Annotated in this window: 18 protein-coding genes, 3 tRNA genes and 3 pseudogenes; 9 read left to right on the forward strand and 15 right to left on the reverse strand. The window is 71.7% G+C overall.

Going from position 1 to position 21,582, the window contains the following annotated elements:
* Positions 1-130 precede the first annotated feature (130 nt).
* Positions 131-203 (reverse strand) — tRNA-Arg (locus H7A72_RS14050).
* 73 nt (positions 204-276) lie between these two features.
* Positions 277-687 carry a hypothetical protein gene (locus H7A72_RS14055; RefSeq protein ID WP_185220912.1) on the reverse strand — a complete coding sequence of 137 codons (411 nt, stop codon included), beginning with the start codon at positions 685-687 and terminating at the stop codon, positions 277-279.
* A gap of 129 nt (positions 688-816) precedes the next feature.
* Here H7A72_RS14055 and H7A72_RS14060 point away from each other — a divergent pair, with 129 nt between their 5' ends.
* From H7A72_RS14060 to H7A72_RS14080, 6 genes and pseudogenes are all read left to right on the forward strand, one after another.
* On the forward strand, positions 817-1,548 hold the full coding sequence (locus tag H7A72_RS14060) for a response regulator transcription factor (protein WP_072625613.1): 732 nt from the start codon (positions 817-819) through the stop codon (positions 1,546-1,548).
* Entirely contained in the window at positions 1,545-3,008 is a 1,464-nt protein-coding gene (locus H7A72_RS14065; protein WP_084449873.1) for a cell wall metabolism sensor histidine kinase WalK, read from the forward strand. The genes H7A72_RS14060 and H7A72_RS14065 overlap by 4 nt, the downstream gene beginning before the upstream one ends.
* Positions 3,009-3,133: 125 nt before the next feature.
* Positions 3,134-5,173 carry a glycosyltransferase family 39 protein gene (locus tag H7A72_RS14070; RefSeq protein WP_084449872.1) on the forward strand — a complete coding sequence of 680 codons (2,040 nt, stop codon included), beginning with the start codon at positions 3,134-3,136 and terminating at the stop codon, positions 5,171-5,173.
* Positions 5,166-5,630, forward strand: a pseudogene (locus H7A72_RS16755) (glycosyltransferase); the annotation flags it as partial. The gene H7A72_RS14070 and the pseudogene H7A72_RS16755, both read left to right, overlap by 8 nt.
* A 92-nt stretch (positions 5,631-5,722) precedes the next feature.
* The gene (locus H7A72_RS16760; RefSeq protein ID WP_223277921.1) at positions 5,723-6,421 is read left to right on the forward strand and encodes a GtrA family protein; all 699 of its coding nucleotides are present in this window, start codon (positions 5,723-5,725) and stop codon (positions 6,419-6,421) included.
* A gap of 30 nt (positions 6,422-6,451) precedes the next feature.
* Positions 6,452-7,168 carry a hypothetical protein gene (locus H7A72_RS14080; protein WP_185220913.1) on the forward strand — a complete coding sequence of 239 codons (717 nt, stop codon included), beginning with the start codon at positions 6,452-6,454 and terminating at the stop codon, positions 7,166-7,168.
* Between the two features lie 57 nt (positions 7,169-7,225).
* On the opposite strand, the gene H7A72_RS14085 is transcribed toward H7A72_RS14080, so the two are convergent.
* From H7A72_RS14085 to H7A72_RS14105, 6 genes and pseudogenes are all read right to left on the reverse strand, one after another.
* Positions 7,226-7,318, reverse strand: a tRNA-Ser gene (locus H7A72_RS14085).
* Between the two features lie 55 nt (positions 7,319-7,373).
* Positions 7,374-8,981: an LCP family protein gene (locus H7A72_RS14090; protein WP_185220914.1), complete on the reverse strand. Its 1,608-nt coding sequence runs from the start codon at positions 8,979-8,981 to the stop codon at positions 7,374-7,376.
* A gap of 152 nt (positions 8,982-9,133) precedes the next feature.
* Entirely contained in the window at positions 9,134-9,337 is a 204-nt protein-coding gene (locus tag H7A72_RS14095; protein WP_007927749.1) for a cold-shock protein, read from the reverse strand.
* A gap of 229 nt (positions 9,338-9,566) precedes the next feature.
* Positions 9,567-10,007 carry a type II 3-dehydroquinate dehydratase gene (gene aroQ / locus H7A72_RS14100; protein WP_084449869.1) on the reverse strand — a complete coding sequence of 147 codons (441 nt, stop codon included), beginning with the start codon at positions 10,005-10,007 and terminating at the stop codon, positions 9,567-9,569.
* A gap of 25 nt (positions 10,008-10,032) precedes the next feature.
* On the reverse strand, positions 10,033-10,392 hold the full coding sequence (locus H7A72_RS17245) for a protealysin inhibitor emfourin (RefSeq protein ID WP_370543579.1): 360 nt from the start codon (positions 10,390-10,392) through the stop codon (positions 10,033-10,035).
* Positions 10,384-11,419: pseudogene (locus tag H7A72_RS14105) on the reverse strand (M4 family metallopeptidase); the annotation flags it as partial. The pseudogene H7A72_RS14105 and the gene H7A72_RS17245, both read right to left, overlap by 9 nt.
* Positions 11,420-11,489: 70 nt before the next feature.
* Between H7A72_RS14105 and H7A72_RS14110 the strand changes: the two are divergent.
* Complete coding sequence (locus H7A72_RS14110) at positions 11,490-11,897, forward strand: DUF2177 family protein (protein ID WP_185220915.1); 408 nt, start codon at positions 11,490-11,492, stop codon at positions 11,895-11,897.
* A 6-nt stretch (positions 11,898-11,903) separates the two neighbouring features.
* On the opposite strand, the gene H7A72_RS14115 is transcribed toward H7A72_RS14110, so the two are convergent.
* Positions 11,904-11,993: transfer RNA gene (locus H7A72_RS14115), tRNA-Ser, on the reverse strand.
* A 91-nt stretch (positions 11,994-12,084) separates the two neighbouring features.
* Between H7A72_RS14115 and H7A72_RS14120 the strand changes: the two genes are divergently transcribed.
* Positions 12,085-12,426, forward strand: a complete 342-nt coding sequence (locus tag H7A72_RS14120) for a hypothetical protein (RefSeq protein ID WP_072625621.1) — start codon at positions 12,085-12,087, stop codon at positions 12,424-12,426.
* Positions 12,427-12,524: 98 nt separating this feature from the next.
* On the opposite strand, the gene cysE is transcribed toward H7A72_RS14120, so the two are convergent.
* On the reverse strand, positions 12,525-13,124 hold the full coding sequence (gene cysE, locus H7A72_RS14125; RefSeq protein WP_185220916.1) for a serine O-acetyltransferase: 600 nt from the start codon (positions 13,122-13,124) through the stop codon (positions 12,525-12,527).
* A gap of 2 nt (positions 13,125-13,126) precedes the next feature.
* Positions 13,127-14,053 (reverse strand): cysteine synthase A, encoded by a 927-nt coding sequence (gene cysK, locus H7A72_RS14130; RefSeq protein WP_185220917.1) that lies wholly within the window; start codon positions 14,051-14,053, stop codon positions 13,127-13,129.
* Positions 14,054-14,306: 253 nt separating this feature from the next.
* Between cysK and H7A72_RS14135 the strand changes: the two are divergent.
* Positions 14,307-16,694: pseudogene (locus H7A72_RS14135) on the forward strand ((Fe-S)-binding protein); the annotation flags it as partial.
* A 1,433-nt stretch (positions 16,695-18,127) separates the two neighbouring features.
* Here H7A72_RS14135 and H7A72_RS14140 read toward each other — a convergent pair.
* The 4 genes from H7A72_RS14140 to H7A72_RS14155 are packed head-to-tail and all read right to left on the reverse strand — an operon-like array spanning position 18,128 to position 21,556.
* Positions 18,128-19,069 carry an ABC transporter substrate-binding protein gene (locus H7A72_RS14140; protein WP_185220918.1) on the reverse strand — a complete coding sequence of 314 codons (942 nt, stop codon included), beginning with the start codon at positions 19,067-19,069 and terminating at the stop codon, positions 18,128-18,130.
* The gene (locus H7A72_RS14145; RefSeq protein WP_185220919.1) at positions 19,066-19,794 is read right to left on the reverse strand and encodes an ABC transporter permease; all 729 of its coding nucleotides are present in this window, start codon (positions 19,792-19,794) and stop codon (positions 19,066-19,068) included. The genes H7A72_RS14140 and H7A72_RS14145 overlap by 4 nt, the downstream gene beginning before the upstream one ends.
* Entirely contained in the window at positions 19,791-20,441 is a 651-nt protein-coding gene (locus tag H7A72_RS14150) for an ABC transporter permease (protein ID WP_084449863.1), read from the reverse strand. Before H7A72_RS14150 ends, H7A72_RS14145 begins: the two co-directional genes overlap by 4 nt.
* Positions 20,438-21,556, reverse strand: coding sequence for an ABC transporter ATP-binding protein (locus H7A72_RS14155; protein WP_185220920.1), 1,119 nt, complete (start codon positions 21,554-21,556; stop codon positions 20,438-20,440). The genes H7A72_RS14150 and H7A72_RS14155 overlap by 4 nt, the downstream gene beginning before the upstream one ends.
* Positions 21,557-21,582: the final 26 nt, after the last annotated feature.

A 21,582-nucleotide genomic window follows, 5' to 3' on the forward strand; every position in this document is an offset into this window, starting at 1 on the left:
ACACGGTGCGGTTGCTGTCACGGCTGCTGTCAGTGGCCGTCCAGATCGTGCGTGGGTGCATCCCCGGGGACGAGTCAGGCCCCGCTGCGTTTCCGCTGGCAGGGCCTGTTCCGTCTGTCTCAACACAGAGCGCGCCCGTAGGGATTCGAACCCCAAACCTTCTGATCCGTAGTCAGATGCTCTATCCGTTGAGCTACGGGCGCTCGCCGCCCAGCGCTGCTCGGCGACAAGTGAAGAGAGTACCTGCTTGTGGCTGCGCGGCGAAATCGAGCCCGGTCAGTGCGTCGTCGAGCCCGTCGAACCGCCGGATCCGCCCCCGCTCGGGTCGGCGGGAGGCGTCCCGTGGTGACCCTGCTGCGGCGTCTGCTGCTGTCCCTGGCCGGGCACCTGCTGCCCCTGCTGACCGGGCTGCCCCTGCCCCTGGCCGGCTCCGCCCGGCATGCCCTGCCCGCCGGGGCCACCCCCTTCGCCTCCGGTGCTGCCCTGCTCGACCGTGGCCGCAGCGGCGACCGCACCGGCCGAGCTGAGCCCGATGGCCAGGGCCGCGGCGACGGCCGTCTTGCGGCCGCGCCAGCGCGGCGGGTTGATGGCCGGGGCGGTCTTCGGCGGCGTCGGCTGCGCGTCGAAGGTCTGCGTCGCGTACTGCGGGGTGGGCTGGGTCGTGGGGTCCTGCGGAGGTGTCGTCATGTCCGCAACGCTCGATCCGCTGCCTGTGGCGCACCTGTGATGGACCCGTCACGCACCTACGGAGACCTTCACAGGTGACGCACAGCCGACACATGGTCACGAGCAGGGCGAAGGGAGTTGACTGTCACCATGGCCCAGCGCTCCGCACCCCCCGCACTCACCCGCCCCGACGGCTCGCCCGTGCGCGTGCTCGTCGTCGACGACGAGCCCAACCTCACCGAACTGGTCTCCATGGCGCTGCGCTACGAAGGCTGGGAGGTGCGCACCGCGGGCACCGGGACCGACGCGGTGCGTGCCGCCCGCGAGATCTCGCCCGACGCCGTCGTGCTCGACATGATGCTGCCCGACATCGACGGGATGGAGGTGCTGCGCCGGATGCGCGCCGACGCCCCCGACGTGCCCGTCCTCTTCCTCACCGCCCGCGACGCCGTCGAGGACCGCGTCGCGGGGCTCACCGCCGGCGGCGACGACTACGTCACCAAGCCCTTCAGCCTCGAGGAGGTCGTCGCCCGGGTCCGCGCACTGCTGCGCCGCACGGCCGTCGTCGCCGAGGAGTCCTCCTCGCTCATCGTCGTCGGCGACCTCACCCTCGACGAGGACAGCCACGAGGTCACCCGCGGCGGTGACGAGATCAGCCTGACCGCAACGGAGTTCGAGCTGCTGCGCTATCTCATGCGCAACCCGCGCCGGGTGCTGTCCAAGGCGCAGATCCTCGACCGGGTGTGGAACTACGACTTCGGCGGCCAGGCCAACGTCGTCGAGCTGTACATCTCCTACCTGCGCAAGAAGGTCGACGCCGGGCGCGAGCCGATGATCCACACGATGCGCGGCGCCGGCTACGTCCTCAAGCCGGCGAGATGACCTCCCTTCGCCATCCGTCGACGTGGACGCTGCGGGCCAAGCTCGTCGCCTCGGTCCTGCTGCTCTTCCTCGCCCTCACCGCCGTCACGGGAACCCTGACGAGCCTGGCCGCCCGTGAGTACCTCACCCAGCAGGTCGACGACGACCTGCTGAGCGCGTCCGACCGCTTCGTCGGCGCTCTCGACGGCACCCAGCCCCCGAGCGGACCGCGCGGCGGGCCACCCGCTGGCAGCGGCAATGCCGTGCTCCACCTCGTCCTGCGCGACGGCGAGGTCGCCGTCGACGAGCGCGGCAACGAGGTCAACTACGCCGTCAACACCTCCGGGCACAACGACAGCCTCGACGCCGACCAGGTCGCCCAGCTCGACGAGTCCGGCCTGGGCAGCCGCCCGCGCACCGTCGACCTCGGCGACGACATCGGCACCTACCGGCTCGTGTCGGTGCGCACCGCCGACGGGTGGACCGCGATCACCGGCGTCCCCGTCGACCCGATCGGGCGCACCGTCAGCGCCATCGTCATGATCATCGTCGGATCGAGCGTCGTCGGGCTCGTCGGCGTCTGGGTCGGCGGCACCTATCTCGTGCGTCGCAACCTCCAGCCGCTCGACCGCGTCGCCGGGACCGCCCGCCGCGTCTCCGAGCTCGAGCTCGACTCCGGCGACGTGGCGCTCGCCGAACGCGTCCCCGACGTCGACCCCGGCACCGAGGTCGGGCAGGTGGGACTGGCGCTCAACAGCATGCTCGACAACGTCGATGGCGCCCTGCGTGCGCGGCAGGAGTCGGAGACGCGCGTGCGGCAGTTCGTCGCCGACGCCAGCCATGAGCTGCGCACGCCGCTCGCGTCCATCCGCGGCTACGCCGAGCTGACCCGACGCGAGACCGAGCCGGTCCCCGCCGGCGTCACCCACGCGCTGTCCCGGGTCGAGTCCGAGGCGCTGCGCATGCAGGACCTCGTCGAGGACCTGCTCCTGCTCGCCCGGCTCGACACCGGGCGCCCGCTCGAGCGCGAGGCGGTCGACCTGACGATGCTCGCCATCGACGTCTCCGGCGACGCCCGCACGATCTCCCCCGACCACCGGTGGGAGCTCGACCTGCCCCCGGAGCCGATCGAGGTCGTCGGCGACCGCGCGCGCCTGCACCAGGTCCTCGCCAACCTCCTCGCCAATGCCCGCACCCACACCCCTGCAGGGACGACGGTGCGGACCTCCCTTCGCCTCGACGAAGGGGGCCGACGCGCCGTCCTCGAGGTGGCCGACGACGGGCCCGGCATCCCCGACGACCTGCGGCCCCACGTCTTCGAGCGCTTCACCCGGGGCGACGGGTCGCGCCAGCGCGCCTCCGGCAGCACCGGTCTCGGGCTGTCGATCGTCACCGCCGTCGCCCGTGCCCACGGTGGCGAGGTCGGAGTGGACTCGGCACCCGGACGGACGGTCTTCACCGTGACGCTGCCGGTGGGCTGAGGGACGCCGGAGGTCTCGAGGCTCGTCGCAGAGCTCCTCGCACCTCGACCAGCGGGGCGGGGCTCACACCTCGACCACCGACGGGCCACAGCGGGGCCACAGGGCGCGGCCGGAGCGTGGTGGTCATGGACACGATGACCCTCACCCCGCCCCCTGCGGCGGCGACGCCACGCCGCGCCCCGTCACCCCCTTCGCGCCTCACCCGGCTGTGGCGCGGCCCCGAGGCCGACCCCCGATGGGCCCGGCCGGCGCTGCTCGGTCTCCTCGCGCTCACCGCCGCGGCCTACCTGTGGAACCTCAGCGCCAGCGGGTGGGCCAACTCCTTCTACTCCGCTGCGGTGCAAGCCGGTTCGCAGAGCTGGAGCGCCCTCTTCTACGGCGCCTCCGACGCTGCCGGGTCGATCACCGTCGACAAGCCGCCGGCGTCCCTGTGGGTCATGGCACTGTCGGTGCGGATCTTCGGGCTGAGCTCGTGGTCGATCCTCGTCCCGCAGGTGCTCATGGGCGTCGCGAGCGTCGCCCTCGTCCATGCCAGCGTCAAGCGGCACTGGGGCGCAGGGGCCGGGCTGCTCGCCGGTGCGGTCCTCGCCCTCACGCCCGTCGCCGTCCTGATGTTCCGCTTCAACAACCCCGACGCGCTGCTCGTGCTGCTCATGACGGCCGCCGCCTGGGCGACGGTGCATGCCATCGAGCGCGGCTCGATCCGCTGGTTCGCCCTCGTGGGGGCACTCATCGGCCTGGGCTTCCTCACCAAGACCCTCCAGGTGCTGCTCGTCGTGCCCTTCCTCGGCATCGCCTTCCTCGTGGCGGCGGACACCACGCTGCGTCGACGCGTCATCGGCTCGCTGGCCGGCGTCGGCACGATGCTGCTCGCCGCAGGGTGGTGGGTCGCGATCGTCGAGCTCGTCCCCGAGAGCATGCGGCCCTACATCGGCGGCAGCCAGACCAACTCCTTCCTCGAGCTGACCTTCGGCTACAACGGCCTGGGTCGGATCAACGGTGAGGAGACCGGCTCCGTCGGCGGCGGCAACGGCTGGGGCCAGACGGGCCTGTTCCGGATGTTCGAGTCCGGCTCCGGCGGCCAGATCTCGTGGCTCATCCCGAGCGCGCTCGTCCTGCTGGCCGCGGGGCTGTGGCTGCGCGGGCGCTCGCCGCGGACCGACGTGCGCCGCGCGGCCTACCTCGTGTGGGGTGGCTGGCTCGTGGTGACGATGCTCGTCTTCTCCTTCATGGCCGGCATCTTCCACGACTACTACACCGTGGCCCTGGCGCCGGCCGTCGCCGTCCTCGTCGGCGCCGGTGCGGCCGAGGCCTGGGAGCGAAGGGAGGAGTCCGTCGGCTCCGTGCCCCTCGCCGTGGCGACGGCCGCCGCGGGCGTGTGGGGCTTCGTGCTCCTCAGCCGCACCACCGAGTACGGCTGGCTGCGCGTCGCCGTCCTCGCCGTCGGACTCGCCGCGGCCTTCCTCCTGCTCGTCATCGCCCGCGTCCACGTCAGGGCAGTGCCGATCATCGCGGCTGCGGCGATCGCCGCGGGCCTCGCCGGTCCGGCCGCCTACTCGGCCACGACCCTCGCCGAGGGGCACTCCGGCTCGATCGTCACCGCCGGTCCGTCGACCGGCGGCCCGGGCGGCGGAGGCGCTCGGGGTGGCGCCCCGGGTGGCGGCGGGGGCGCCCCGGACGGTGGCAGGCCGCAGGCCGCGGGCGGCACCGGCACCGGCACTGGCACCGGCACCCCACAGGGCGGCGGCGGCATGGGCGGTCTGCTCGACGCGAGCACCCCGAGCACCGAGGTCGTGGCCGCGCTGTCCGCCGACGCCGACTCCTACACCTGGGTCGCCGCCGCAATCGGCTCGCAGAACGCCGCGGGCCTGCAGCTCGGCAGCGAGCTGCCGGTCATGGCGATCGGCGGGTTCAACGGCTCCGACCCCTCCCCCACCCTGGAGCAGTTCCAGGAGTACGTCGCGCAGGGCCGCATCCACTACTTCGCCGCCGGCGGGGGCATGGGTGGCGGCATGGGTGGCTCGGGCAGCGCCTCGCAGATCTCGACCTGGGTGCAGGAGAACTTCACCGAGGTGACGATCGGTGGCAGCACCTTCTACGACCTCACCCAGCCGGCGACCTCCTCGTCCGGTTCGACCACCACCGGGGCGGGCACCGATGTCTGAGACGACCCCGACCCCCGTCCTCGATGTCGTCGTGCCGGTCCACAACGAGGAGCACACCCTCGGGCCGTGCGTCCGTCGGTTGCACGAGCACCTGATGACGACCTTCCCCTACCCCTTCCGGATCACGGTGGCCGACAACGCGAGCACCGACTCCACCCCGCTCGTCGCCGCGGCACTGACGCGGGAGATGCCCGAGGTCGCGGTGGTCCGGCTGGAGGCCAAGGGGCGAGGTCGTGCCCTCAAGCAGGTCTGGCTGGCCTCTCGCGCACCGGTGCTCGCCTACATGGACGTCGACCTGTCGACCGACCTCGACGCCCTGTGGCCGCTCATCGCGCCCCTGATGTCGGGCCACTCGGACCTGGCGATCGGTACCCGCCTGCACCCGGACAGCCGGGTCGTGCGCGGCGCCAAGCGCGAGCTGATCTCCCGGGCCTACAACCTCGTGCTGCACGCGGCCCTCGGTGCCGGCTTCTCCGACGCGCAGTGCGGATTCAAGGCGATCCGCGGGGACGTCGCGCAGGTGCTCCTGCCCCTCGTGGAGGACCCGACGTGGTTCTTCGACACCGAGCTGCTCGTCCTCGCCGAACGCTGCGGCCTGCGCATCCACGAGGTGCCCGTCGACTGGTACGACGACCCCGACAGCCGGGTCGACGTCGTCGGGACGGCGACCGACGACCTGCGCGGCGTCTGGCGGATGCACCGGGCCCTGGCCTCCGGGCGGCTGCCGACCGAGCAGATCCGCCAGGACATGGGGCGAATCCCCCCGACGTCCGGCGTCGGAGCCCACGTAGTGCGCTTCGGTGTCGTGGGCGTGGGGTCGACCCTGCTCCACCTCGGGCTCTCGCGGCGCTCGCCTCGGTCGTCGGCGTCGGCTCGCAGACGGCCAACGTCACCGCGCTCCTGCTCGCGACGATCGCCAACACCTGGGCAAACCGGCGGTGGACCTTCGGCATCCGCGGCGGCGAAGGGAGTCTGCGTCACCACGCGCAGGCCCTCCTCGTCTTCGGCGGGACCTGGGCGATGACCTCGGGAGCGCTCGGAGCGCTGCACGCGGCATGGCCGGCGACACCGGTCGTGGCCGAGACCCTCGTCATCGGCGTGGCCAATGTCGTCGCGACGGTGGTCAAGTTCGTCGCGATGCGCTCGTGGATCTTCGCCGACCGGGGCGAGCTCACCGGACCCTCGCCTGCCGAGCACCCCACGGCCGAGGACGAGTCCGCGGGCCGGGAGCTGGAGGCCGCCCGCTGAGCCATCGGTGCCCGTGGCCATGATGGAGGCATGGCCCACGACCCGCACGGGCGGATCGCGCCCCGCACCGCCGAGGACCTCCGTCGCGCCGAGCTGGTCGGCCCACCGTGGTGGGCCGACCAGCGCCGCGCGGTCGGTGCCGGGGCCGGCGCGGCACTCCTCTTCACCGGGCTCTTCCTGCTCGCCCGGGCGGGGTGGCTGCGCCACCGCTCGACCTCCGACTACCCCATCGAGGCCGACCCGACCCTCGTGGCCATCCTCGCCGTCACGCTCGGGGTCATGTGGCCCATCGTGCTCGTCTCCACGTCGCGCCCGGACCAGGGCTTCCGCGTGCGCGGTCTGGCCGCCCTCCTCGCCCTCGCCGTCCTCGTCGTGGGCGCCATCGACCTGGTGACGATCGGTGTGTGGTCGCTGCTCATGGACGGCCGGGCACCGACCGCCTCCACCCTGCTGACGATGACCTCCGATCCCGTCGCGCTGCTCACCGTCGGGGCCATCATCGTCACGACCCACGCCTGGAGCGCCGCGTGCGTCGTCGGCTTCGTGCGCCTCACCCCCCTTCGGCTCGTCCTCGCCCTGCCGACCTTCCTCGCGGTCATCGGGCTGGGCTCGTGGCGCGCCATCGCCGCCTTCGAGCAGCCGCCGTCCCCGATCACGCTGCTCGCGTGGTCGCTCATCGCACTGCTGGGGCTGCTCTCGCTCGCGGTCCTCGCGCTCGTCGACGAGCACCGCTCCACCCGCGGCTGACACCCGCCAGGACATGACGAGACCCCGGCCGCATCGTGCGACCGGGGTCTCGTCTGCTGGCGGAGGCGGAGGGATTTGAACCCTCGATGGGCGGTTAGCCCAAACCGCATTAGCAGTGCGGCGCCATAGACCGGACTAGGCGACGCCTCCAGACAACCCGGACAGAGTATCTGCCGGGTGGGCGGGCGACCAACTCGGGTACCGATCAGCCGCAGATGTCCTCGTCGGCCGTGCGACTCTCGACCGCGGTGGGTGCCGGCGGTGCGGTCACGGTGGCCGAAGGGAGCGGCTCGTCGCCCTCGCGGTTGGGCACCTCGGACGCCGTCTCGGCACCCATCCCGAGGACGACCTGGACGTTGCCCGTCGTGAGCGTGCGGTCGACGACGAGCTTGGCCCCGGGGTACGCCGCGGCGACGGTGCGAGCGGACTCGGTGTCCCCCTTCGCATGGCGCACGACGACACCCCTGGCGTCCGAGGTCGGGGCCACATCCGCCACCGACGCGGTGAAGCCCTGCACCTGCAGCGCCTCGGCCTCCTGCGTGCCGAGACCGGTCGCGGCGGTGTCGTTGACCACGCTCACGGTGATGTCCGAGGGCGCCACCGTGAGCGCCCGCTCCTTGACCTTCTTCTTCGGCTCGGCCCCGGGCAGGTCCGAGTCGTCGCGCACCGCGGCCCACAGCTCGTCGGCCGCCTCCTCGCGCCACTGGACGCGGTTGACGTCTGCCGCGTAGGGCTCCGTGGGGACGGTGACGAAGACGATCTCGTCGGTGCCCAGACCCTTGAGGCTCGAGGCGATCGACATCATCTTCGTCAGGCCGAGGTCGTCGTCGGCGGTCATCGACTTCGTCGCCGCGTCGAGGAACTTGTAGAGCCGGTCGGGGCGGAGCAGCAGCGAGGTCTTGGTCGCCTCCTGCGCCATCGACGCCATGAAGGCTTGCTGGCGCTTGATCCGCTGGAGGTCGGAGCCGTCGCCGAGCGTCTTGCGCATGCGGACGTAGCCGAGCGCCTCCTTGCCCGTGAGGCGCTGGCGTCCGGCCTCGAGGCTGATCTGGGCGTCCTCGTCGTCGACGGCCTCGGGCAGGCAGACCTCGACGCCACCGAGCCCGTCGACCATCGACTGGAAGCCGCTGAAGTCGATGACCGCGACGTGGTCGACGTAGATACCGGTGAGGCCCTCGAGGGTCTTGACCGTGCAGGCGGGTCCGCCCTGGTTGAAGTTGTCGTTCCACCGGCGGACCTCGCCGTTGGCCACCGTCGACGTCGGGTCGGCGCAGTCGGTCGGTGCCTTGGTCATCGAGTCGCGCGGGATCGACACGACGTAGGTCGACTTGCGGTCGGCCGAGATGTGCACGAGCAGGTTGGTGTCGGAGCGGGGTCCGCCCTCGGCCGTGCCGACGCCGTACTCCGTGGTCCCCAGACCCTCTCGGGTGTCGGAGCCGATGACGAGGATGTTGAGGGCGCCGTCGACGTCGTCGGGGCGCTGCGTCGACCCGGCCGCGATGTCGACGCGCGAGATGTTGTCGTCGAGGTGGAGGGCGACGCCGATGCCGAGCGACGCGGTGAGCGCGACGACGACTCCGCCGGCGATCGCCGCCTTGCGTCGGAAGCTCGCACGGCGCTCGTCGCGCTGCCGGCGTCGCGAGCCGCGCGTGTGGTGCTGCCCGCGACCCGCCTCGTGCGCGCGGCGGTCGGACCGCGAGGAAAAGCTCGGCTGGGGGCGCTCGGGCTTCACGGGGTCGCGTCGGGAGGGACGCCGCTCGCGCTCTGGTCGTGCGGCGCGGGTCTCGTCCCGGCCATCGCCCTCGGTGCTCATCGGGGGGCACCCTACAGGCACTCCCGGTGAGGTTCCCCTGACCGATCCGACCACGGCAGACGAAGGGGGCGGGAGACGACGAGGCCCCCACCGGTGACCGGTGGGGGCCTCGTGCAGAAGCGGTGTGGTCACCGCATCAGGTGCGCGTCGTCTCAGACGGGACGAACGCGCTCAGCCTGCGGGCCCTTGGGGCCCTGGGTGATCTCGAACTCGACGCGCTGCGCCTCGTCGAGCGACCGGTAGCCGGTCGTGTCGATCGCGGAGTAGTGAACGAACACGTCGGGGCCGCCGCCGTCCTGGGCGATGAAGCCAAAGCCCTTCTCAGCGTTGAACCACTTAACGGTGCCCTGTGCCATGGGGTGAATCTTCTTTCCTGTTGAACAATCCGGGTCCGCAGGTCACGGTCCCTTGCCAGCTGCAAAGCTCCCCTCGGCAGGGGGTACACGCCCCTGAAAACACTGCGGGCACGGCGTGCGCCGTACCCGCTTCGCATCATGCGAGAAGTCTTGTACTGCAACTACGTGATGGACGCTACCAGCAAAAGGGGTGCATGGCGCGATTGCGTTCCGCTAGGTGTGGACCCGGTCAGGCGTGACGGTGGACGGCGTCGATCGCGTCGACGTAGCCACGGACACCGCGTCCGACGATCACCTCGGCCGCGAGGTCGGAGATGTAGGAGTGGTGACGGAACTCCTCGCGGGCGTGCACGTCGGAGATGTGCACCTCGACGACCGGCCCCCGCACCGCGGCCAGTGCATCGCGGATCGCCACCGACGTGTGGGTCCAGCCCCCGGCGTTGACGACGACCCCGACGGCGCTCGCGCGCACCTCGTGGATCGCGTCGATCATGACGCCCTCGTGGTTGGTCTGGCGGAAGTCGAGTTCCCACTCGAGCCCGTCAGCGCGCTTGCGGCACAACGCCTCGACGTCGGCGAGGGTCTCGTGCCCGTAGATGTCGGGCTCGCGCTCGCCCAGGAGGTTGAGGTTGGGTCCGTTGAGGACCACGAGGAGGGGTCGATCGCTCACCCCGGCAGCCTAGTGCGAAGGGGGATCACCCCTCCCGGCGCAGGGTCCGCTCGAAGAGCCGCCGGGTCGCCTGCGGCAGCGCCGCCTCGGGGACCTGCACGTCGAGCTCGGGCCGCTCGCAGCTCAGCCCGTAGCAGAAGGCGTCCGGTCGTGGCGGCGCCTCGTCGGCAAGACGTGGCAGCTGCGGCCCCTCGATGAGCGAGCGGAAGGCGCGTGCGTCGGGCTCGGGAAGCTCCCCGAGAGTCAGCTCCCGGGTGCGGGTCAGGCCGGCCACCCCACCCGTGCGGGTGAGTCGCAGCGCGGCGTCGGCGGCGCCGTCGACCGGCTCCGGCTGCTCCCGGGCCGGGTCAGGCGCACCCCCTTCGCCCGCCGGGGTGACGCCCACCTGCCGCCAGGCGTCGGCAACGGCCGCTGCCTCGGCGGAGTCACGCCCGTAGCGGTCCGTGGCGGCCGCGAGGGTGAGATCGGCGAAGGTCGCGAAGTCGCAGTCTGCGCTGATCTCGCCGAGGAGGACGTCGCGCCAGATGAGGCCGGGCGCCTGCCACGCTGGGCCGCCGATCGTCGTCGCGACCAGGTGGAAGGCCTTGTTGGGGATGCCCGAGTTGATGTGGACCCCGCCGTTGTCGTCACTCGTGCGCACGAAGTCGTCCATGTGCGCCGGCTGGGGGTCCCGACCCAGACGTGGGTCGTCGTAGGCGGTGCCGGGCGCCGCCATCGACCGCAGCGCGCTGCCCTGCACGGCCGGCAGCAGCAGCTCCGCCCCGATGAGCCAGTCGGCCTCGTCGGCGGACTGGTCGAGGTGGCGCTGCTTGACGAGCACCCCGAAGACGTCGGAGACGTGCTCGTTGAGCGCCCCCGGCTGGCCGCGGTAGACCAGCCCCGCCGTGTGCTCGGTGACTCCGTGCGCGAGCTCGTGCCCGATGACGTCGAGACTGGCGGTGAAGCGGCCGAAGGTCTCACCGTCTCCGTCGCCGAAGACCATCTGCTCGCCGTTCCAGAAGGCGTTGTCGTACTGCTCGGCGTAGCGCACGGTGGCGACGAGGGGCATCCCCGCGCCGTCGAGGGAGTCGCGGCCGTACTCCTGCGCCCACAGCCGCCAGGTGAGGCCGAGTCCGTCGTGGGCCTCGTCGGCCGCCGGGTCGCCGGTCGCCGGTCGCCGGGTCACCCTCGACGCGCACGACCTCACCGGGCAGCTCCTCTCCCCCACGCGCGTCGTGGATGGTGCGCTGCGGCCCGGCCACCTCCTGCCGGACCGGCGGAGCGATCGTGGGGCGCGGCCCGGCCGGGAGCCGCTCGTGACGCAGCGAGGCGTCGATGGCCAGCGTGCGGGCGGCGACGAGCGCCGGGCCGGGCCGGTCGGAGCGGGCGAGCGCGGCGAGGACGTGCGGGGGGACAATGCTGCACCGAGTCATCCACCCAGTGAACTCCAGGGCCCCGACAACCGCACCCCGGGGAGCGGTCGCCGCGTCTACGCTGGGCGCCATGGCGTGGTTCGGGCGGTACGTCGTGGCCGCGGTGATCTTCGGGGTCCTGGACTACCTCTGGCTCGGCGTCATCGCCCGACCCGTCTACGAAGAGCACCTGGGCGACTGGCTCGCGGACTCGCCGAACATGGTGGCGGCCCTCGCCTTCTACGCGATCTACGTCTTCGGCATGGTGTGGCTGGCGATCAACCCGGCCCTGGCGCAGGGGTCCTGGGTCACGGCCGTGCTCAACGGTGCCGTCCTGGGGCTGGTCGCCTACGCGACGTGGAACCTCACCAACCTCGCCGTCCTCGACGGCTACCCCTCGGGCTCCGTCCTCTACGACCTGGCGTGGGGCACCGTTGGTACGGCGGCGACGTGCGGGCTGACCTTCGTCGTCTCCCGCCGGGTCCGTGCCCTGCGCTGAGGCAGCTGGCGGAGGGCGTGGGATTCGAACCCACGATGACGTTGCCGCCATAGCGGTTTTCAAGACCGCCGCACTAGGCCACTATGCGAGCCCTCCTCGCCCACGGCACCGCGGGCGAGTCCACGGTAGGCCATGCCCGGGTGGGTAGTGTCGGCGGTGAAGCGACCACCAGATCGAAAGGACTCCCATGTCGAAGATCTCCTTCCTCCTCGGTGCCGCCGCCGGGTACGTGCTCGGCGCCCGGGCCGGTCGTCAGCGCTACGAGCAGATCCGCTCCGGCGCCGCAAAGGCCTGGCAGTCGCAGCCGGTGCAGCAACAGGTGGCCACCGCCAAGCACGCCGCCAAGACCAAGGCCGCCCCCGCGGCGCTCGACGCGGTGAGCACCGCCGCCTCCGTCGCCGGCGACAAGATGCGTGAGGGCGCCAGCAAGATCAAGGGCGACCCCACCCGCGACGTCCCGAGCGGCGTCGCCGCGGACCCCCAGGGCCCGTCGACCTACCCGCTCGGCGAGGGCCCGACCCCCGCCTGACCCGCGACACGACGAAGGGAGGGGACCCACCGGTGATCGGTGGGTCCCCTCCCTTCGAGGCTCGCTGGCGCTCGCACCTCAGGGACCGGCGAGCGGCCTCAGATGAAGAGCGCCGGGTCCGCGTAGAGCAGCTCCTGCGACGACAGCTCCGGGGTGCCCTCGAGCGCCGGGAAGCGGTAGCGCGCCGGGATGCCTGTCGCGACAGCGCCGGTCGGCACGTCCTTGACGACGACGGAGTTGGCGCCGACCTTGACGTTGCTGCCGACGTGGACGTCGCCGAGGATCTTGGCGCCCGCGCCGACCATGACCTTGTCGCCGAGCGTCGGGTGCCGCTTGACCCGCCGACCCGAGGTGCCGCCGAGCGTGACGCCGTGGAAGAGCATGACGTCGTCACCGACGACCGCCGTCTCGCCGATGACGACACCCATCCCGTGGTCGATGAAGAAGCGGCGCCCGATGTGGGCGCCCGGGTGGATCTCGATCCCGGTCACCGAGCGCGAGACGTAGGCGAGCAGGCGCGCGGGCCACCTGCCGCCGGGGCGCACCCACCAGCGGTGGGCGATGCGGTGCAGCCAGATGGCGTGCAGCCCGGCAGAGGTCAGGAGCACGACCCACCGCGAGGTCGCGGCGGGGTCGCGCTCCATGGCCGCGGCGAGATCCTCACGGATCGTGGCGCGGATCGGCAGGTGGGTGGCCACGGTCAGTCGAGGAGCCCCTCGAAGAGCGGGGTGGAGAGGTAACGCTCGCCGAAGCTCGGGATGATGACGACGATCGTCTTGCCGGCATTCTCCGGCCTGCGGGCCACCTGGTCCGCCGCCGCAAAGGCGGCGCCGGAGGAGATGCCGACGAGCAGACCCTCGTCGGTGGCCGACCGACGCGCCCAGTCCATAGCCGTCGGGGCGTCGATGTCGATGACCTCGTCGTAGATCTCGGTGTCGAGGATCTCGGGCACGAAGTTGGCACCCAGGCCCTGGATCTTGTGCGGGCCGGGGGCGCCACCGTTGAGGATCGGGGACTCGGCCGGCTCGACCGCGATGATCTGGACGTCCGACTTCTGCGAGCGCAGGTAGCGGCCGGCGCCGGTGATGGTGCCGCCGGTGCCGATGCCGGAGATGAGGATGTCGACCTCACCGTCGGTGTCCTCCCAGATCTCCGGACCAGTGGTCTTCTCGTGGATGGCCGGGTTGGCGGCGTTGGCGAACTGCTTCGCCTGGACGGCGCCGCGCTCGGCGGCGATCTCCTCGGCCTTCTCGACCGCGCCCTTCATCCCCTTGGCGCCCTCGGTGAGGACGAGCTCAGCACCGTAGGCGCGCAGGAGCGCCCTGCGCTCCTTGGACATGGTCTCCGGCATGGCCAGGACGACGTTGTAGCCGCGGGCCGCGCCGACCATCGCGAGCGCGATGCCCGTGTTGCCCGAGGTCGCCTCGACGATCGTGCCGCCGGGCTTGAGGTCACCGGAGGCCTCGGCTGCGTCGATGATCGCGGCGCCGATGCGGTCCTTGACCGAGTTGGCCGGGTTGTAGAACTCGAGCTTCGCGGCGACGGTGGCCTCGGAGTCGATGATGCGGTTGATCCGCACGAGCGGAGTCCGGCCGACGAGCTTGGTGGCGTCTTCGTAGATGGGCAACGCGGGTCCTTCCCTCGGGAGTCGAGATGCCGCGGTCACTGCGGCGGGCACGTCCGCGACAACGAACGCGATGTTATGGATATTCCAACACCGCGTTATCTGTCGGTGCAAGCGGGTCTCACCGCCACGAGACGAAGGGGGAGGCTCCCCCCTTCGTCCCGCCGGCAGGGGGGTTGGTGAGGGTCGGCTGGGTGACGAGTGCCGCACCTCCATCAGGCTGTCGGGGCAGGGCCCGAGTCCTAGACTCGACCCCATGTCTGCCCTCCAGATCGTCGCGATCATCCTCGGGGTCGGGATCACCATCGTCGGATGGGGCCTGCTCGCTCGAGCCGTCAAGCACTTCGTCACCGTCTTCAAGCTCGGAGCGTCGACGCCGGCCAAGGAGCGCACGGGTCAGCCCGGCGCCCGCACGGCGACGCTGCTGCGGGAGTTCCTCGGACACACCCGCATGTCGCGACTGCCGATCGTGGCGATCGCCCACTGGGTCACGATGATCTCCTTCGGCGTCCTCTTCCTGACACTGGTGCAGGCGACGGTCCAGCTCTTCGACCCGCACTTCGTGCTGCCGCTCATCGGCCACTTCTTCCTCTACGAGTGGATCACCGAGCTCTTCGCGATGACGGGCATCATCACGATCGTCATGCTGATGGTCATCCGGCAGAAGAGCCACCCGCGCTCGGCCGCCGGTGACGAGGGCCGCACGTCCCGCTTCTTCGGCTCGACCTTCTGGCAGGCCTACTACGTCGAGCTGACCATCCTCGGCGTCGGCATCTGCATCGCCCTGCTGCGCGGCCTGGAGCGGGCGCTCCTGCTCAACACCGGCGAGACCGACCACGCATCGCTGCTGCACTTCCCGCTGACCGGCTGGCTCGGCTCGCTCTTCTCGGGCATGTCCGTCGGGGCGCTCGAGGCTGGCATCGTCGTCGTCGCGCTGATCAAGCTGCTCATCTCGTACGCCTGGATGATCACCATCTCGATCAACCCGACGATGGGTGTCGCGTGGCACCGCTTCCTCGCCTTCTTCAACATCTACTTCAAGCGTCACGCCGACGGCCGCACCTCCCTGGGTGAGCTGCAGCCGATGCTCGTCGACGGCAAGCCCTTCTCCATGGAGGTCATGGAGGAGATGGAGGAGGACTCCACCCTCGGCGTCGGCAAGGTCGAGGACTTCACGTGGAAGGGCCTGCTCGACTTCTCCACCTGCACCGAGTGCGGCCGCTGCCAGAGCCAGTGCCCCGCCTGGAACACCGAGAAGCCCCTCTCCCCCAAGCTGCTCATGATGACGCTGCGCGACCACGCGCACGCCAAGGCGCCCTACCTCGCTGCGGCACAGGGCGTCTCGGGCGTCTACACCCCGGCGAGCGCCGCCAAGGGCCAGACCGCCGACGGTGCCGTCGCCTTCGGTGGCGCCGAGGCCGGCCAGGCCGAGGGCGCCGTCGCGACGGCCGAGCCGGACGCGATCAACTGGGGCGAGATGTCGCTCGTCGGCCAGACCGGCTACGACATCGACCACCCGCTGTCGGCCTACAACCCGCACGGCCCCGACGCGGTCATCGACGAGGACGTCCTGTGGTCGTGCACCACCTGTGGCGCCTGCGTCGAGCAGTGCCCCGTCGACATCGAGCACGTCGACCACATCGTCGACATGCGCCGCTACCAGAACCTCATCGAGTCGGCCTTCCCGAGCGAGCTCGGGGGCCTGTTCAAGAAGCTGGAGTCCAAGGGCAACCCCTGGGGCATGGGCGCCAAGGCGCGCATGGACTGGGCGAAGGACCTCCCCTTCTCCGTCAAGGTCCTCGGCGAGGACGTCGAGTCCGCGGACGACGTCGACTACCTCTTCTGGGTCGGCTGCGCCGGCGCCTACGAGGACCGCGCCAAGAAGACGACCCGCGCAGTGGCCGAGCTCTTCGACCACGCCGGTGTGGACTTCGCGGTCCTGGGCAACGGCGAGACCTGCACCGGTGACTCCGCTCGCCGCGCGGGCAACGAGGTGCTCTTCCAGATGCTCGCGGAGCAGAACGTCGAGACGCTCAACGAGCTCGGCGCGACCAAGATCGTCGTCACCTGCGCGCACTGCTTCAACACGATCAAGAACGAGTACCCGCAGCTCGGCGGCAAGTACGAGGTGCTGCACCACACGCAGCTGCTCAACCGCCTCGTCCGCGAGAAGAAGATCGTCCCGGTCAACCGCCCCGAGGGCACGCGCAAGTCGAGCAACAAGGACGTCGCGTCCACCGGGCCGTCGGTGACCTACCACGACCCCTGCTACCTGGGTCGCCACAACAACGTCTACGCCCCGCCGCGCGAGCTCATCTCGGCGCTGCCTGGTGTCGAGCTCAAGGAGATGGAGCGCTCCAAGGAGAAGTCCTTCTGCTGCGGCGCCGGTGGCGCCCGCATGTGGATGGAGGAGCAGCTCGGCTCGCGGATCAACCTCAACCGCACCGAGGAGGCCATCGCAACCGGCGCGGACAGGATCGCCGTCGGCTGCCCCTTCTGCCGCGTCATGCTCACCGACGGCCTGACGGCCAAGCAGTCCGAGGGCGCCTCCGAGGACATCGAGGTCGTCGACGTCGCGCAGATGCTGCTCGCGTCGGTCAAGGAGGCCGCCCCGGTCGAGGCGAAGGGCGCCCCCGCCGCCGCGCCCGCGGAGGCCACCGAGGAGACCTCGACGCAGGCTGCGCCTGCCCCGGCCGAGGCGAAGCAGGCGGAGGCTCCGGCCGACGAGCCGGCGACCGCCGCGGACAAGAACGCCGCCCCCTCCTGGGAGACCGGCGCCGCTGCCGGGGGCGCCGCTGCAGCAGCGGGCACGGCTGCGGCCGCGTCCACCGCCGCGGACAAGAACGCGGCTCCCTCCTGGGAGACGGGTTCGGCTGCTGAGAAGAACGCCGCGCCGTCGTGGGAGACCGGTTCGGCTGCAGAGAAGAACGCCGCCCCGTCGTGGGAGACGGGCGCTGCCACGCCGGCCGCCGAGGAGCCCAAGGCCGAGGAGGCGAAGGCTGAGGCGCCCACCGGGGCCACCGCTGCCGAGAGGAACGCGGCCCCCTCGTGGGAGACCGGATCGGTCGCCGACAAGAACGCCGCCCCGTCCTGGGAGACCGGGTGCCGCCGCGCCGGCCGCCGAGGAACCCAAGGCCAAGGCGCCCGCGGCTGCGGCTGCCAAAGACTCGGTCGCCGCGAAGAACGCCGCTCCCTCCTGGGAGACCGGCGCTGCTGCAACCCCGGCTGCGGCGCCCGCCGAGTCGGCCACGGAGTCTGCCTCCGAGGAGGCACCGGCTGCCGAGGCCGCTGCTCCCGCCGCGGCTCCGGCGGCGACCGGTGACAGCGACCTCGCGGCCAAGAACTCCGCTCCCTCGTGGGAGACCGGCGCCGCGGCTGCCGCCCCGGCTGCTGCTGCCACCTCCGCGGCAGAGGCTCCGGCCACCACCGAGGCACCTGCCGAGGCCGCGGCACCCACCACCACCGAGGCACCCGCCGAGGTCGAGGCCACGCCTGCTGCCGAGGAGTCGGAGGCACCCGCCGCCGAGGCGACCCCGGTCGCCGAGGACACCGCTCCCGCCGCCCCGGCGGCGACCGGTGACAGCGACCTCGCGGCCAAGAACGCCGCTCCCTCGTGGGAGACGGGCATCGCGGCCGCCCCCTCAGTCGAGGCACCTGCCGCTGCAGAGCCCGCCGCGGAGGCGACGGCTGCCGAGTCCCCGGCCGAGACCGAGGCACCGGCCGAGCCGGTCGCCGAGGAGCCGGCGCAGGAGGCCGAGCAGGCCGAAGAGGTCGCAGCGCAGGCCCCCGAGGCACCGGCTGGCGACAGTGACCTCTCGGAGCTGGCGAAGAAGAACGCCAACCCCTCCTGGGAGTGACCTCAGGACGCTCACGCGACGAAGGGGGCTGCGCACCACGGTGCGCAGCCCCCTTCGTCATGTCGGCGGGCCAGGCCGCCGCCCTGACCCGGCGTCGTTGGTGTCGCTTGGTCGCCCGGAGAGGGACAACCAGGTGACACCAACGACGCCAGGTGGCATCAACGCCGTCAGCCACACCCGCGCCGGTGGCCCTCCCCCGTGGCCGAACAGACTGGCGGGCTCAGTCGAGCCCCTCCTCCTTGAGGAAGTCCGCGGCCACCTTGTCCGGGTCCTCCTTGTCGATATCGGTCCGCTTGAGCAGCTCCTGCAGCTTTTCGGTCGTCAGCTTCGCGGAGACCTCGTCGAGCGTCTCGGCCACCTGCTCCTGCGAGTCCTCGCGCACCAGCGGCACGACGTTCTGGCTGCCGAAGAGCTTCTTGGTGTCCTCGAGGACGACGAAGTCGTTCTCGACGATCGCCGGGTCGGTGCTGAAGATGTTGGCCGCGTCGATCTGCCCGTTCTTCAGCGCGCCGTTGGTGGCCTGCCCGGGCTTGAGCGGACGGAAGCTCTGGAACTCGATGTCGTAGGTGCTCTTCAGCCCGGGGATGCCCTGCGCCCGCGTCTTGAACTCCGACGGCGCACCGAGCGTCATCTCCCCGGCCGCGTCGGTGAGGTCCTCGAGCGTCTTCAGGTCCTGCGAGTCCGCGGTCTCCTTCGTGACGACGATGGAGTCGTTGTCCTCGGCCTCGGACTTGTCCAGGACCGCCAGCCCGTCGGGCAGCACCTCGGTGAGCCCGTCGTAGGTCTTGTCGGGGTCGGTCTCGGCGAACTTCTTGTCGTAGTAGAGCGCGAGGTTGCCGGTGTACTCCGGCACGACGTCGACGGAGCCCTCCTCGAGCGCCTTGAGGTAGACCTCGCGGGAGCCGATGCCGGTCTTGGTCGAGGCCTCCACGCCGTCGGCCTCGAGCGCGCCGGCGTAGATGTGGGCGAGCAGGATCGACTCGGAGAAGTCCGCGGACCCCACGACGACGCCACCGCCGGCGTCACCCCCTTCGCCCGACGACGAGGAGCTGGCGAGCGGGTCGCCGCCGCCACCGCAGGCGGTCAGGCCGAGGGCTCCGACCATGGTCAGGGACAACGCGGCGACGCGGGCACGACGGGGCACGCGGATGGTCGGGGTCATGGGGTTCCTCCAGCGGTGATGGGGTCGGACGAGGGACGAAGGGAGCGGGTGCGGCCGGTGAGTCCCGGCGAGACGACGACCCGGCCCAGCAGGGCGAAGGGGGCGTCCAGCGCCAGCGCGAGGAGGGCCACGAGGATCGCGCCGCCGGCGGTCATCGCGTAGTCCTGTGTGGCCAGCCCGTCGATGAGGAAGCGGCCAAGGCCGCCCAGGCCGACGTAGGCGGCGACGGTCGCCGTGGCGACAACCTGGAGCACCGCGGCCCGCAGGCCGGACAGGAGCAGGGGCAGGGCGATGGGCAGCTCGACCTTCCACAGCACCTGGCTGCCGGTCATGCCGATGCCGCGGGCGGCGTCGCGGGCGGCGGGGTCGACGGCCTCGACCCCGGCGTAGGTGCCGGAGAGGATCGCGGGGATCGCCAGGAGCACGAGGACGATGACGCTCGGGACGAGGAAGGCGGCGTCGCCCGGCAGTCGGGGCAGCAGGACGAGGGTGAGGGCGAAGAGCAGGCCGAGGGTCGGCACGGCGCGCAGGGCGTTGGCCGCGGTGACGAGCCACCGGCCACGGCCGGAGTGCCCGATCCACAGGCCGACGGGGATGGCGATGGCCGCGGCGATGACGAGCACGAGCAGGGTGTAGCCCACGTGCTCGAGCAGCCGCGCGAGGATCCCGTCGGCTCCCGACCACGCTTCGGCACTCGTCAGCCACTCGAGGATGGACCCGATCATGCCGCGCTCCCCTCCCGCGCCCGCCGCCACGGGGTGAGGGCACGCTCGAGGAGCCGGATCGCGATGTCGAGGACGAGGGCGAGCAGGATGCACCCGGCGATGCCGGCGAGCAGCTCGCCGCCGATCGCCCGGTTGTAGCCGTCGACGAGCAGGTCACCGAGCTGGCTGACGCCGATGAGCGAGGCGATCGAGACGATCGAGACATTGCTGACCGCGGCGACCCGCAGGCCGGCCGCGATGACCGGCACGGCGAGGGGCAGCTCGACGCCGAAGAACCGGCGCACCGGCGTGTAGCCCATCGCCGTCGCCGACCGCTCGACCTCCTCGGGCACCGAGCCCAGACCGTCGACGACCGAGCGCACGAGCAGCGCGACGGTGTAGATCGTCATGGCGACGACGACATTGATCGGGTCGAGGATGCCGGTGCCCAGCACGAGCGGCATGAGGACGAAGAGCGCCAACGACGGCACGGTGTAGAGCAGCCCCGCCGCGACGATGACGCCACCACGCAGGCGTGGGCTGCGGTGCGCCAGCCAGCCGAGAGGCAGCGCGACGAGCAGGCCGAGCAGCAGGGGCAGACCGGCGAGCCACGTGTGCCGCAGGGTGAGCGCGAGGACGTCGTCGAGGTGGTCGAGGATCCAGCTCATGGTGTCGCGCCGCCCGGGTCATGGGGCCGCTCCTGGGCCTCGATGACGGAGAGGACCTCGGTGGCCCGGCAGGTGCCGGCGAGGGCACCATCGCCGTCGACGACGACCCCGCGGCGGCTCGGCGAGGACAGGGCCGCATCGAGGGCGGCGCGCAGTGGCCCGTCGACCCGGGCGAGCGTGCCACCCAGGGCGAGCGAGGTCTCGTCGACCACCCCGTCACCGAGGTCGGCCGGTCGCGCCCAGCCCTGGGGGTGGCGTCGGTCGTCGACGACGAGCACCCACCCGTCGCTGCCGGCGCGGGCGGCCGCGTCGCCGACACCCGAGCCCAGCGCCACGGTCGGCTCGTCGTGCAGCGGGATGCTCGCCCGCTCGAAGCCCAGCGCGCGGTACCCGCGGTCGCGTCCCAGGAAGTCGGCGACGAAGCCGTCGGCCGGGTGGGCGAGCAGCTCGTGCGGTCGGGCCAGCTGGGCGATCCGCCCACCGACACGCAGCACGGCGACGTGGTCGCCGAGCTTGATCGCCTCGTCGATGTCGTGGGTGACCATGACGATCGTCTTGCCGAGCTCGCCCTGCAGCCGCAGGAACTCGTCCTGCAGCTGCTCGCGGACCACGGGGTCGACGGCGCTGAAGGGTTCGTCCATGAGCATGACCGGCGGGTCGGCGGCGAGCGCGCGGGCGACCCCGACGCGCTGCTGCTGGCCGCCCGACAACTGGCTGGGGTAGCGCCGGCCGAGGGCCGGGTCGAGACCGACGAGCTCGAGCAGCTCACGGGCCCGGGAGATCGCGGTCTTCTTCGCGGTGCCGAGCAGGAGCGGGACGGCCGCGACGTTGCGCTCGACCGTGTGGTGCGGGAAGAGCCCGCCGTGCTGGATGACGTAGCCGATGCCCCGGCGCAGCTGCGCGGCGTCCATCGCCAGGACGTCCTGGCCGTTGATCGTCACCGACCCCGCGGTCGGCTCGATCATTCGGTTGATCATCCGCAGGGTGGTGGTCTTGCCGCACCCGGAGGGGCCGACGAGGACGGTGATCGCCCGGTCCGGCGCGGTGAGGCTCAGGTCGTCGACGGCGACCGTGCCGTCGGGGTACTGCTTGGTCACGCCGTCGAGCCGAATCATCCAATAGTCCTGTCGCTCATATAGGA

It is taken from the genome of Janibacter sp. YB324, assembly GCF_014217915.1.
Classification (GTDB): Bacteria; Actinomycetota; Actinomycetes; order Actinomycetales; family Dermatophilaceae; genus Janibacter; species Janibacter indicus.